This is a genomic window from Flagellimonas sp., from assembly GCF_965233845.1.
Classification (GTDB): Bacteria; Bacteroidota; Bacteroidia; order Flavobacteriales; family Flavobacteriaceae; genus Flagellimonas.
The window spans coordinates 4,078,772-4,092,163 of record NZ_OZ247584.1 but is presented as its reverse complement, the minus strand read 5'-3'; the positions used below and the strand labels follow the sequence as shown (position 1 = coordinate 4,092,163).

Below are 13,392 nucleotides of genomic sequence, written 5' to 3'. Positions count from 1 at the left end.
CAATGGGTCTTCTCCTTTTTTACGCTTTTATTTCCATTTTTTTCTCATTTCTATGCTCTATTCTAGAAGCGGTTCTGCTTAGCATTACCCGGACCTTTATCAACCTTAAAAAACAGGAAGGAAAAGAATATGCGGTAGAATTGGAAACCTTGAAAAAGGATGTGGACAAACCCTTGATTGCCATTTTAACCCTAAATACCATTGCGCATACCGTTGGTGCCATTTTGGTAGGAGTTCAAGCCAAAGTAGCCTACGCCAACGTATATGGGAATACCACGAGAACAATTTTTGGCATTGAATTTACCGAAGACCTGATGGTCGGTGTGGTGTCCACCATAATGACGATTTTAATTTTGGTGGCTTCCGAAATCATTCCCAAAACCATTGGAGCCACATACTGGAAGCGACTGGCCAATTTTACGGCCAAGGCCCTAGGAATTATGGTATTTCTCCTCAAATGGACCGGGTTGATGTGGCTTTTACAACTGTTTACCAGGCTTATCGGAAAAAAGGGGCATCATGGAAGTGTCCTTAGCCGGGAGGATTTTACGGCAATGACCGATATAGCACATGAAGAAGGGGTCTTTCAGGAATCAGAATCCAAGGTGATAAAAAACCTATTGAAATTTGATGAAATCCTGGCCAAAGATGTGATGACACCCAGAACTGTTATGAAAATAGCCTCGGAAGACACCACAATCCATGAGTTTTTTGAAGCCAATAGACCTTTGCGCTTTTCCAGGATTCCACTTTATAAAAACAGTATGGATAACATCACGGGCTTTTTCCTAAAGGACGAATTGCTCGAGGCTATTATCAATAAAAAAGGGAAGGAAAAACTGGGAACCATCAAACGGGAAATTTTGGTGACCAATAGAAACAAGCCTATTCCCGAGCTTTTTGAAAAGTTCGTGGAACAAAATGAGCATGTTTCCTTGGTTGTAGATGAGTACGGTTCTGTAAGCGGATTGGTAACCCAGGAAGATGTGATTGAAACCCTCTTGGGACTGGAAATTATGGACGAAAGTGACAATGTAGAAGATCTTCAAGTACTAGCCAGAAAGAATTGGGAATCCCGCGCAAGGCGATTAGGACTTATTGAAGATATAAATGAAGTGGAATAATGGAAGTAGCTTATTTACAAACTCCTATAGGAATTTCAGAATTCAAGGGAGATGAAAATGGGCTTATTTCTGCACGAGTTTTGGATGAAAATGTACCTGTCGGAATAATTCCAGAAGTGCTGGAAGATGCCGTATACCAATTTCGGGAATATTTTGAGGGAAAGCGACAAAAATTCGACCTAACTCTGAAACCTCAGGGCACCTCATTTCAAAAAAAAGTATGGGAATTGCTACAAGAGATCCCCTACGGAAAAACTATTTCGTATCTTGAGCTTTCCAAACGCTTAGGCGACCCCAAAGCCATTAGGGCAGTAGCGGCCGCCAATGGCAAAAACCCACTCTGGATCATTGTTCCCTGTCACAGGGTCATTGGAAGCAATGGCGACCTCACCGGATACGCTGGCGGATTGCACCGCAAAAAATGGCTTTTGGAACATGAGAGCCCTGCTAAACAGATGGCTCTTTTTTAATACTTGACCATGCTTTACAAACTTAACCTGGAACATATCCTCTTTTTGGATATTGAAACCGTACCCCAGAAACCGGAATTTGGGCAATTGGATGAAATCACCCAACAATTGTGGGCCCAAAAAACACAGTACCAACGAAAAGAAGAATTCACTCCTGAAGCATTTTACGAACGGGCAGGGATTTGGGCAGAATTTGGAAAAATCATTTGTATTTCTGTAGGCTATTTTACATGTAATGGAGATTCCAGAAATTTTAGGGTCACCTCATTTCATGGAGAGGAAATTGAGTTGCTCAAACAATTCAAACAGCTGTTAAAAGACCATTTTAACCAAGCCAAACACCTACTCTGTGCACATAATGGCAAGGAATTTGACTTTCCCTATATCGCCCGCAGAATGGTCATTAACGGCATTAATTTGCCCTACAAGCTGGATCTTTTCGGAAAAAAGCCCTGGGAAGTACCACACTTGGACACTATGGAACTTTGGAAATTTGGAGACTACAAACATTATACCTCATTAAAATTGATGGCACATGTGCTGGGGGTTCCTTCACCCAAGGAAGATATGGACGGCAGCATGGTCCGAGAAGTCTTTTATCAGGACAACGACTTGGACAGAATTATCTCCTATTGTGAATTGGATGTGGTGACCACGGCACAGGTTTTCCTCCGTCTACGGAATGAAACGCTCTTGGAAGAACAAGAAATCAAAAGAGTCTAAGAAAAAAGGCCTTCAAGTGGAATCTGGTGGTTTTTTCTTCGCAGATGACCACACCTCCTGTTCTAAGGTTTTTGAAAGTTGTCATAGGTCAGCTCTTATAGAATTTTGTTGTTCGCATCCCTGCATGGTCTTCCACCATCAATACATACAATCCGGAGGCTAAACAGGAGACATTAATAGGTCCTCTGGCCTTCCCTGATTTAATTGTATTTCCCGATGTGGTAATTATGGAATACATGGCATCTTCCGAAAGTGTGGCATCCACCGCAATTTGGTTTATCGCTGGATTTGGAAATACAGTGATGGAAAGTTCTTCCCCGTACGATAATCGTTCGTAGGTGAACAATTCCGTTTCTTCGCCCTTAAACTCAAACTGGATTTCATCCGAAAAATCAGAAACAGCACTTTCGGTACAAATGGAACGTAGCCTTACCTGATAAACCTGTCCTGTAATCAAATTGGAAATATCAGTACTGTTTTCCCATAATAATTGGGACTGCCACTCATTTTCACTGTAGGTCTTGTACTGGAGCTCAAACAGTGTTTCAGCCGCTTCTTCCCATCCCACGGTAACTCCATCTGCATGGGACAAGAGTAAATCCAATCCCTCAGGAACAGAGGTCTCACAAAGCGAAGCTTTAACCCCCGATAGGATCAAGGAAAAATCTTGAAATCCATTTTTCAAACTCCCTTTATGCGAAACAGTGATGGTATAAGTTCCTTGAGCATTTAAAATTTCAATTCGCTCGTAAGGGTCCACAAGATTATCGCCTTGGGTTGCAGCATCCAAGGCTCTTGAAGGGTTCAATTTCCAAGGGAAATAGGTTTTCCCGTCTTTTGAAATTCGAATGTCCAAATCATTGGTCAAGGTAGCGGTCCCATTGTTCATCTCTCCCCTGTTGATGTATTCCCCTTCGGGATCGGTCCAGCTTATGGAAGCCATTAAGGTTTGTCCTTCCCTAGCTTCAATGGTCATGGAAAAAGTTTCACCTTCCGAAAGACTTTCTTCCTCCACCATACTGCTGTATTCCCTATTTTGAAGTAATTCCGCAGCAGTCTTGGCATTCATAACCCCCCAGCCCATTTTATAGTCAGGGCCTTTGGTCTCCACATCATCTGCCGTGTGCAAGGCCAAACCTTTCAGTGTTGCAGCTTTCATATAACTCCCAAACAATTCTTCGTGATATTGCTGGAGCAAAAGCAACGAACCGGTTACCCCAGGTGCTGCCATGGAAGTTCCAAAAGAAGTATTATAGCTTGTATTACTTTCTGAAGAAGCAGAAAGAATGGATGACCCATCTCCCGCCAAATCTGGTTTTATTCTTCCGTCATCAACTGGTCCCAAACTGCTGTAGGCTGCTACCTTCACATTTTTGAGCTCGCCTTTGCTTCCAATCTCCGTATTGGCACCGGCCACCACTAACCCATTTTTGGACGTAGCAAAACCCAACAACAGATCATGCCCATCTGCAGTCTTTCCGTAAATGGGACTTTCATTGTCAAAGGATTTTTGGGCATTTCCTGCGGCAGTTACCATGAGGTAGTAGGGCGCATTGTACATGATTTTATCCCAATCCTGGGAAACCCTGATATAGGCTCCAAAGTACCAATCGGGAACCCTGTCGGATTTAATCCCATAAGAGTGATTGCTCATCAAAAGCCCGTTCATGGCGGCTTCCGCCACCTCAATTTTATCCCTTGTCCAATTATGTGAGATCGCCTGTGCCCGATAGGCCACTCCCTTGGCATTGGGTTTGATTCCAGATGAAATCAAATTTCCCGTTACCATGGTAGCATGTGCATCCACTTCCTCACTGGCATCTCCATTCATGGCCCTCCCGTTGAACTCTTGGTGTGTGGTCAGGCTAACCCCTGCATCCCAAACTCCAACAGTCATTCCAGTACCGTCCAAGCCCAAATCCAAAAGTCCATTACTATATAAGGTATGCGCCCGTGAGGTTTGACGCGTTGGGTCGTTGAGGGTGATATAAAATATGGGTGTACCATCAGTTCCGATATCCTGGAGAGATACTACGGCACCATCTTTCTGCTTTTCTACTTGTTTCCAAGCTTTCCCCGCAATCAATTGCCGTAATTGGGTTTCCTTGGTATTTTGTTCTTCCTTCCATTCTGAAATAAAGGAAGCCATCTTACTTTGATCATATGTGGAACGGATAAATTGTTGCTGGTCCGAGGTCTGACCATGTCCCAAAAAAAAAGAAAAGAGAAGAAAAAAAGCGGAGGTAAAAAGCCCTTTTGCCCTAGTAGAATTTTTGCCGTCCATGATATTTAATAAGTAAGATTAGGACTACAAAAATAGTTTTGGCCGTTAAATCATCGACGAAAAACCCTTTTAATTCGATGAAATACATGGGTTTTTAGAAAGAGGTGTTGTGAAACCTCTAAAAGGTGTTGTGTAGTAATTTTCTTTCTTTTGGTTTTTATCGATTTTCCTTCAAAACTACATAAACAGGGAAGTGATCACTGTACCCTCCCAGGTACTTTTTCCCCACATAGGTTCGGAATGGGTTGCCTTTATATTTTCCTTTCCATTCCTTTAAAAATTTTGGCGCGAAGATTTTGGCCTTTTTAAAACTATGGGTTCTTTTTTGATAGTTCAAAAAACTATGGGAAACCAAGATCTGATCAAACAAACTCCATTCCCCTTTGTAATTGGCACTTCCGGTTGCAGGCGACAATAGTTGTTGCATGGGATTCACAAACAATCCAGAGTCCATAAGGGTTTTGATGCTCTTGGAATTGGGGTCGTCGTTAAAATCTCCCATGACGATAATATTCGCATTCTCGCTTTCCAAACCATTGATCCTATTCAAAACGGTTTCCGCAGCTTTGATGCGCTTGTGCTCTGTTTCATCTGCTCCATCCCTTCGGGAGGGCCAATGATTAACAAAGACATGTATCTCCTCCTCATGTAACCTTCCATGTACATATAAAATATCCCTGGTGTAATCCCTATCCCCATTACCATTGGAAATCAGCAACGGAATGGTCTCCGCACCCAAAACTTTGAAATGGGCTTTATGGTAGATCAATGCGGTGTCTATTCCCCGCTCATCCGGAGAATCAAAGTGGACATAATCATAATTCTCTTCCTTGATCGACTTTGTTCCAAGAATGGCATCCAAGGCAATTTTGTTTTCCACTTCGGCCACCCCAACCAATACTGGTGGCACGGAGCTATAGTCTTTTCCCATCAATGCAATGGTCCTTCCCAGCTTCTTGGACTTTTTCCGAAACCTGGATTCACTCCACTCCTTTCTTCCTTCTGGGGTAAAATCATCATCCAGGGTATGGGGATCATCATGGGTATCAAAGAAATTTTCAAGATTGTAAAAAGCGATGGTAAACTGGTCTTCCTGATGCATCAGTTCTGTGGAATTAAATGGAATAGTGTTTAAAAACACAAAGTACAAAAAACAGCTTCCAAAACATTGATTAGATTTGCACTTTAATAGAAAAGGATTCCTTGTGGCCGACCACGAGGCTCCTATGAAATGTCATTCCCGCAACCGCGTGCCGCCAAAAGCTTTAGCGGTGGCGCAAAGCGGGAATCCAAATAACAGAGTTGTTGGCTTTGGTTTCAAAATAGAAACCCTTAGCTTCAAAAACACTCATTATTTTATTCAATGCTAGAAAAGAAAGCCATAGATTATGAAAAGGCGGTGCTTATTGGAGTAATCAATAAGGATCAAAATGATGCCAAGGTTAAAGAGTATTTGGATGAATTGGAATTCTTGACCTACACAGCCGGTGGGGAGGTCACCCAAAGGTTTACCCAACGTATTGAGGTACCCAATCCAAAGACATACATTGGTAGCGGTAAAATGGAAGAAGTGCAGCACTATGTCAAGGAAAATGAAATAGGTTCTGTCATTTTTGACGATGAGCTCTCCCCAGCCCAACAGAATAATATTGAGAAAATCCTCAAGTGCAAAATCCTGGATCGAACCAGTTTGATCCTGGACATTTTTGCCCAACGTGCCAAAACAAGCTATGCCCGAACTCAGGTGGAACTGGCCCAATATGAATATCTGCTTCCACGTTTGACCGGGCTTTGGACCCACTTGGAACGTCAGCGTGGGGGTATTGGTATGCGTGGTCCAGGGGAAACGGAAATTGAAACGGATAGACGTATTGTTCGCGATCGAATTGCGTTGTTAAAGAAAAAACTGTCCAAGATCGACCGCCAAATGGAAACTCAAAGAGGTAATCGCGGTGCTCTCGTCAGGGTAGCTTTGGTGGGCTATACCAATGTAGGCAAGTCTACCCTAATGAACGTCATCAGCAAAAGTGACGTTTTCGCGGAGAACAAGCTTTTTGCCACCTTGGATACCACGGTCAGAAAAGTGGTTATTGGCAATCTTCCTTTTTTGCTGAGCGACACCGTTGGTTTTATCCGAAAATTGCCCACCCAGTTGGTGGAGAGTTTCAAAAGTACCTTGGACGAGGTAAGGGAAGCGGATTTGCTCTTACATGTGGTGGACATTTCCCATCCCAATTTTGAAGAACATATTGCCTCCGTCCATAAAATCCTGGATGAGATTAAAAGTGCGGATAAAAAGACCATTATGGTCTTCAACAAAATTGATCAATACGAAGCGGAAGTAATCGAAGATGACGATTTGGTCACGGAAAAAACCAAGGCGCACTTTACAATAGAAGAATGGAAAAAGACCTGGTTCAGTAAGATTGGTGATCGCGCCCTTTTTATTTCCGCGTTGAACAAGGAAAATTTGGACGAGTTTAGAAAACGGGTGTACGATGAAGTGCGCGATATTCACGTTACCCGGTTCCCGTACAACAACTTTTTATATCCGGAACATTTGGATCAGTACTGATTTTTGATCAGATAAATTACATGCTTCTTCGACAAACGGAAAACCTTAACTTTTCCACAACAACTTTTGGATTGTTCACAACAAAAGTTTAGGCACAAACAACAGATAAGCTACTTTCATATTGTTTTTAAGTGTTAGTGTTACAACCGGTCTTCCATAAGCTTAACCTACTTAGATCTTGGTGCACAAAACACCCCAAATTTTTAAAATAACCCCACAAAAAAGCCCTCAAGATTGAGGGCTTTTTTGATTGTGGAAGTGAGCTTAAGTTAATTAGTCCTTCGAGCCAATTCGAGCAACCTGCCTGCCGGTTTACATGCCTTTGGCATGCAGGCAGGTTCGTGTCAGACCATTAAGCCAAGTATTGAAGCTCCTTGGGGTTCTCGATATATCCCGAATTTCATTCGGGGCACTCGAACTGACGTCAGCAGTCGTTTATAATGAACCAAAAGCTAGAATGAATAGCTCAACCCAAAGGTCCAATACGTTTGCAACTCATTATCAATGGAATCAAAGGTTGCGGTTGGGTCAGGTGTTGGAGCATTGTTTACAATATAGTTGAGGGTCTCCTGTTTGTTGTTTCGCAAACCAAAATCAAACCCAACCCCTATCACTTTCCATAAGGTATAGGCAAACGAGTTGGTCCAGGTCCAGTTGCTTAAATCCCCGCTCTCATAGCTTTGGAACATGGATAAATTGGTCTTAAAGCTCACGGCTCCCAATTTCTTGGTGTAGTCAGCCACAATCTTTGCTCCCAATGAAGAATTGAATATGGTGTCCTCATTGCTAAACACAAAGTTGTAATTCAATGGATGAACAACCACCACCAAATCCGTAATGGGTGTCCAAGTACCCCCAACACCCAAATCCAGATACCCGGGGTCATTGAAGTTGCTCAGGATAGTGGTTCGGTATTCACCCAATCCGGAAACTGCAAACCTATCGCTGAGTTTTCTCCCATAAAGCGATGAGATATTGAACACATCCGTTGCTTCGCGGAATCCGTCATCATCGGTAGGATCGTCCTTGTCGTCCAATTTTACCCATCCCAAATTGATGTTGGCCGCATTGCGCCAAAAGAATTTTTCTTCCTGTTGGTTGGCAAACGCATTTACGGTAAACCCAATAGTTCCCGAACTGTTGTTAGGAAGGCCTTGGGCAAACCAGTTGTTAAAGTTAGACAAGCTTCCGCCAATGGTTCCAAAGGCACCCACCTTCCATCCTGGCAGGGCATCCAATTGGGCTTGAAGGGCATCCACCCGACCTTGGATAGCGGCAATGGAATCCTTTTTTGGGGCCATTTCGGCTTTGATTTCCTCGGCCGTTTGGGCTTGAGTTAAAAATGTTGTAAGCAGTGCTGCTGTAAAAAGTAGTCTGTTCATAGTACGGAGTTTAATGCTTAGAACCGCAAAAATAAAAAAGGTCACATAGAAACTTGGAATTAAGACCAAAGTTCAAGCTCAAATTTAAGTTCGATGCTCGATGACTGATGTTTGGTGTTTGGTGTTTGGTGTTTGGTGTTTGGTGTTTGGTGTTTGGTGTTTGGTGTTTGGTGTTTGGTGTTTAAAGAATCAATTCCAAAAATCATAGCATCCAACCATTCATCTAGTCCAGTTTTAACTTGCTCTCTCATGTTAAGTTCAAGCTCAAATACAAGTACATTATCTGATAATCGATGTTTGATGCTTGATGCTGTTAACCGTTAACTGTCAACTGCCTACTGTCCACTGATTACTGATTACTGATTACTAAAGAACAATTTCCCATTTTCAACTTTAACCCTTCACCAAAATCCCCCATCCATCAATCCAAACAGGGCATCCGTCAATTGATGGAGCCAAAATAGACGTTTTGGACATTCCTTTAGGGTTTAACCACAAACTTAAATTATGAAAAAAACAGTGCTTTTGCCAATAGCATTTTGCTTAATGATTTTTTCTTGCGGAAAGGATATAAGTACAATAGAATCCAATTTAGGAGCACCTCAAATTGAAGGTTTCAGTCCAATTGAAGGCCAGGTGGGACAAAGTATCAGGATAATCGGCAGGAATTTTGGAAGCTCAATAGCCGACAAAACCGTAAAGATTGGAAACACCGTTGCCACGGTTACGGGTTCCACTGAAACGGAAATCTTTATTACTATACCTGATGGAGCAATCTCAGGCGCTATAAGCATTGCTGTAGCGGGGCAAACTACTTATACGGTGGATTCCTTAATAGTTGCTAATGAATTGGATTTTACTGCAGATAATATAGACACTTTAAATATAATTCTTAGTGAGAATAATCTGAATTTGCATACGAATGAAGTTTATAACTTAACTGCGACCATTTCAGGGCAACATTCAGATACAATAAAATGGTTTTCTGAGAATCCAGATATTGTCACAGTTGATGATACGGGCAACCTTACTGCATTACAAACAGGTGCAACAAATATAAATGCAAGAATTGGAAATGTGATAAAGAGTTGTTATGTAAATGTAGAACCTAATATTTACGTTCTTGGCAGTCAATTTAATGACAATGTAGGCACCTATAATGTAACCCTATGGATTAACAACGAACCTTTCATCATAGAAAAAGCTACACAAGCGGGTTCTATTTTCGTCCACAATTCAGATGTTTATATTGCTGGGGAGTCAGTAAATGAAAATGGTCCCTATGAATTTGCGACAGTTTGGAAAAATGGTGTCCCTATGCACCTGTCCAGCGGCCTAAGTTATGCAGAGGCCAGATCTGTATTTGTCGAAGCCGAAAACGTATATGTAGCCGGGCGCGAATGGGAAAACACCGATGTTTCCAAAGTATGGAAAAACGGTGAACTTCTGTACACACTTACAGATGGAACCTATTCTTCACGTGTTCACTCTGTATTTGTTGATGATGGCGACATCTATGTAGCAGGATATGAATCGGTTGAAAGTGTTGATGTCGCAAAAGTTTGGAAGAATGGAATACCTGCCGATCTTTCTAAAAATGGCAATGCCCACTCAGTTTCTGTCTATGATGATATTGTTTTTGCTGCCGGTTTCGAAAGCAATTTCGCAACAGTTTGGACAAATGGATCTTCAAATACTTTAACCAACGGATTGAATCTAGCCATGGCCAACTCAATTCTTCTTGATGGCAGGAAGGTTTATGCATGCGGCTTTGAAAGAATTGGGGAAGGAGAGATCGCGATATTATGGGAAAATGGGACACGTACTAATTTAACTGAAGGTGTTGGGCATGCAGACGCAAACTCTATTTTTAAGCACTCCACGAATATATATGTAGCTGGCTGGGAACAAATCGGAAACATGGATGTAGGCAAAGTTTGGAAAAATGGAGAGCTTTACTTCACTTTGAACACTAATGGAGACTCTTCTAGAGCTTTCTCGATTTTTGTGAAATAAATAGTAGTTGTATTCTTAATGCCTGTAGCTGATTAGTATGGACTTAATTATTTCTCTCTATAAAGAGGCACCGCAGAACAGGCTTCTCCATACATTACGCTTTTGGCAACCTGTTGTATTTGGGTCATGGCCATGATATAGGCATTTTCGGGTACGGGTTTGTTGGAACAACCTTTAATAATTACAGGCTTATCCCTAAAAGACTCCAAGTTCAATTGGGAAAGTTGTTCTTGGTACAATGAAGTTTCCAAAGTTTCTAAATTGCCTATTACCACTTTGTTGGCAAAAGGGGCCAATTTGGAGGTCACCAACATATAGGCCCAACCCGGTACTATAGCGTCCGTGGAGCAGGTCAAAGCCACATAGACATCTTGGTATTGAGACCAATCCACACTTTCAAGATGTGCTCTAAATTCTTTTTCGCGGAGAATAAACCCTTCGTGCAACCAGTCCTTTATATCCAATACTTCCCTGCGGCCTTCTTGGTATAGATCCTCAAGGTCAAAGGTGATCAGTTTGCTTTCTGCTACTCTGTTTTTTATTTCTCCTTCCATTTGTCATTCCTGTACTTCGTCAGGCTCAGTATAAACTCCAACAGGAATCTTTTTAAACTAACTGGATTCCGCACATGCTTCGACTATGCTTACGCTAAAGCTTCAGCGACACGCGTACGCTCAGCATCCGTTCGGAACACATCTTGCTGCTTAAAGAAGTCCCAACTCCAACTTCGCCTCCTCACTCATCAAGTCTTGGGTCCAAGGGGGATCAAAAGTGATTTCGACTTCCACATCCTTTAACATATCCAAGGATTTTACCTTTTCCTCTACCTCAACCGGTAAAGTTTCTGCCACCGGGCAATTGGGCGTGGTCAAGGTCATTAAAATCTTCACATCATAATCCTCGTTGACAAACACATCATAAATCAACCCCAGTTCGTAAATGTCCACTGGAATTTCTGGATCATAAATGGTCTTCAATACCCCAACGATTTTCTCGCCGAGTTCTTGGGTGTCTATAGTGGTTTCTTCGCTCATTTTTTTAGTTTAGGTGTTTAGATGTTTATTGGTTTAGAAGGCCTATAAACTCCTAAACTCTTACCCTTCTAAACTCAATTCAACTGCGTTTGATAGGCCACCGCATACAACTTCAATTGTTTGATCATGCTTACCAAACCATTGGCCCGTGTGGGCGATAAATGTTCTTTAAGTCCAATCTCATCAATAAATTCCGTATCGGCATCTATGATATCCTGTGGCCTTTGGTTGCTGAAAGCCCGGATTAAAATGGCAATGATTCCTTTGGTAATAATGGCATCGCTATCCGCGGTAAACACCAATTTCTCATCGTCCAGTTCGGCATGTACCCACACCTTGCTTTGACAGCCTTTTATGATATTGTCCTCGGTTTTGTATTGCTCCTCTATCAAGGGAAGGGATTTGCCCAGTTCAATCATGTATTCGTACCGTTGCATCCAATCATCAAACATGGAAAACTCGTCAACAATCTCTTCCTGTATTTCAGCTATGGTCATTTATAAATTTTGTTCAAAAATACGATTAGGGTTGCTGTCAGTCAAAAAATTGGCATAAACCTAACAAACATAATTATGAATAAAACAAACCGATGTATTCATCAAATATGAATATTCTATTGCGCTTGTTTCCGGTATATTCCCTTAGTATACCCAATTTTTCCAAATCTGTAATCAATCGATTGGCCGTGGAGTTGTGTACTTTCAAAAACTTTGCGGCATCATTAATTGTTAACAATGGAGACTTGTACAGTTGATTGATCAACTTTCTCGCGTCTTCCTGTTTTCTTCCCAATTTTACCAATTCCTGCAATTCAATCTTATCTCTTAGTTTTAATAGTTTGTCAAAAGTATCGACTCCCTTTTTTGAGGTTTCTATTATCCCATTTAGAAAAAACGTCACCCATTTTTTGATGTCATTGTGGGTTCTGACTTCTGTCAAGTTATCATAATAGTCTCTTCGGTTTCTCTCAAAAAAATCGGACAGATATAGTATTGGTTTCTTTAAGATTTCTTTGTCCACCAAATAAAGGGTAATCAACAATCTGCCTATTCTCCCATTTCCGTCCAGAAATGGATGTATGGTTTCAAACTGATAATGAACCATGGCAATTTTTATTAGGTGGGGTATAAAAATAGCTGGTTCCATTTTTTCGGAATGTATCAGTTTTTCCAAATCTGACATTAAGCTGTTCACTTCCTGATGGACAGGGGGAACAAAAACCGCTTCTTTTAAACTTTTACCAATCCAATTTTGGCTTTTTCTAAATTCTCCCGGAAGCTTCTCTTTTCCTCTTGCCCCCATCCAACAAAATTTTATGCGTTTGCTTTATTAATCTTGAAGATATGGGGAGTTCTTCCATTTCTGCTACAGCGTGATTGATTGCCTTTATATAATTTTGAACTTCTAACCAATCATCCCTTTTTTCCGGTTCAATATCTTCTTCCTTGACAAAAGCATCTTCAATAGAAGTCTGTGTCCCTTCAATTTTACTGGACAAAGTAGCTTCCTTGGCAATATGTGTGGTTAAAAAGAAATCAAGATTTGGAATTCTATCCGAAAAAGCATCCAACCTGCCTATATATCTATCTGCCAAACTATTTAAATAGTTTATCTCTGGATCAGCTATTATCCATTGCAAGCATATTTCATTTGGCGAAAAACTCTTGTACTTAAATTGTTGAATCCAACTTCCAGAAACAAATTCGTTAAGGTTTTTAGCGTACATAACTGCAAATATAATAACTTATATTTGCAGTTTCCTCGTGTTTTCGCAAATAAAAGAT

13 protein-coding genes are annotated in these 13,392 nt (G+C 41.4%); 5 read left to right on the top strand and 8 right to left on the bottom strand.

Annotated features, from left to right (window positions below):
* Window positions 1-2: 2 nt before the first annotated feature.
* The 3 genes from ACO6S0_RS18260 to ACO6S0_RS18250 are packed head-to-tail and all read left to right on the top strand — an operon-like array spanning window position 3 to window position 2,317.
* Window positions 3-1,124, top strand: a complete 1,122-nt coding sequence (locus tag ACO6S0_RS18260) for a CNNM domain-containing protein (protein ID WP_422349721.1) — start codon at window positions 3-5, stop codon at window positions 1,122-1,124.
* Window positions 1,124-1,594, top strand: a complete 471-nt coding sequence (locus ACO6S0_RS18255) for a methylated-DNA--[protein]-cysteine S-methyltransferase (protein WP_422349720.1) — start codon at window positions 1,124-1,126, stop codon at window positions 1,592-1,594. Before ACO6S0_RS18260 ends, ACO6S0_RS18255 begins: the two co-directional genes overlap by 1 nt.
* Before the next feature lie 9 nt (window positions 1,595-1,603).
* On the top strand, window positions 1,604-2,317 hold the full coding sequence (locus ACO6S0_RS18250) for a 3'-5' exonuclease (RefSeq protein WP_422349719.1): 714 nt from the start codon (window positions 1,604-1,606) through the stop codon (window positions 2,315-2,317).
* Between the two features lie 88 nt (window positions 2,318-2,405).
* On the opposite strand, the gene ACO6S0_RS18245 is transcribed toward ACO6S0_RS18250, so the two are convergent.
* Both ACO6S0_RS18245 and ACO6S0_RS18240 read right to left on the bottom strand, forming a co-directional pair.
* Entirely contained in the window at window positions 2,406-4,601 is a 2,196-nt protein-coding gene (locus ACO6S0_RS18245; protein ID WP_422349718.1) for a S8 family serine peptidase, read from the bottom strand.
* 157 nt (window positions 4,602-4,758) lie between these two features.
* Complete coding sequence (locus ACO6S0_RS18240) at window positions 4,759-5,703, bottom strand: endonuclease (protein WP_422349717.1); 945 nt, start codon at window positions 5,701-5,703, stop codon at window positions 4,759-4,761.
* A 261-nt stretch (window positions 5,704-5,964) separates the two neighbouring features.
* On the opposite strand from ACO6S0_RS18240, the gene hflX reads away from it, so the two are divergent.
* Entirely contained in the window at window positions 5,965-7,176 is a 1,212-nt protein-coding gene (gene hflX, locus ACO6S0_RS18235; protein WP_422349716.1) for a GTPase HflX, read from the top strand.
* Between the two features lie 452 nt (window positions 7,177-7,628).
* Here the strand turns inward: hflX and ACO6S0_RS18230 are convergent, their stop codons facing one another.
* A complete protein-coding gene (locus ACO6S0_RS18230) occupies window positions 7,629-8,558 on the bottom strand; it encodes a DUF3078 domain-containing protein (protein ID WP_422349715.1) in 930 nt (309 codons plus the stop codon).
* Between the two features lie 507 nt (window positions 8,559-9,065).
* Here ACO6S0_RS18230 and ACO6S0_RS18225 point away from each other — a divergent pair.
* Entirely contained in the window at window positions 9,066-10,574 is a 1,509-nt protein-coding gene (locus ACO6S0_RS18225; protein WP_422349714.1) for an IPT/TIG domain-containing protein, read from the top strand.
* A 47-nt stretch (window positions 10,575-10,621) separates the two neighbouring features.
* Here ACO6S0_RS18225 and ACO6S0_RS18220 read toward each other — a convergent pair whose 3' ends face one another.
* The 5 genes from ACO6S0_RS18220 to ACO6S0_RS18200 form a co-directional block, all read right to left on the bottom strand.
* Window positions 10,622-11,128 (bottom strand): DUF2480 family protein, encoded by a 507-nt coding sequence (locus ACO6S0_RS18220; protein WP_422349713.1) that lies wholly within the window; start codon window positions 11,126-11,128, stop codon window positions 10,622-10,624.
* A 150-nt stretch (window positions 11,129-11,278) separates the two neighbouring features.
* The gene (locus tag ACO6S0_RS18215; protein ID WP_422349712.1) at window positions 11,279-11,608 is read right to left on the bottom strand and encodes a DUF59 domain-containing protein; all 330 of its coding nucleotides are present in this window, start codon (window positions 11,606-11,608) and stop codon (window positions 11,279-11,281) included.
* A gap of 74 nt (window positions 11,609-11,682) precedes the next feature.
* The gene (locus tag ACO6S0_RS18210) at window positions 11,683-12,105 is read right to left on the bottom strand and encodes a SufE family protein (protein ID WP_422349711.1); all 423 of its coding nucleotides are present in this window, start codon (window positions 12,103-12,105) and stop codon (window positions 11,683-11,685) included.
* A gap of 73 nt (window positions 12,106-12,178) precedes the next feature.
* Window positions 12,179-12,910, bottom strand: a complete 732-nt coding sequence (locus tag ACO6S0_RS18205) for a Fic family protein (RefSeq protein WP_422349710.1) — start codon at window positions 12,908-12,910, stop codon at window positions 12,179-12,181.
* Entirely contained in the window at window positions 12,870-13,334 is a 465-nt protein-coding gene (locus ACO6S0_RS18200) for a Fic/DOC family N-terminal domain-containing protein (RefSeq protein ID WP_422349709.1), read from the bottom strand. The genes ACO6S0_RS18205 and ACO6S0_RS18200 overlap by 41 nt, the downstream gene beginning before the upstream one ends.
* Between the last annotated feature and the right edge of the window lie 58 nt (window positions 13,335-13,392).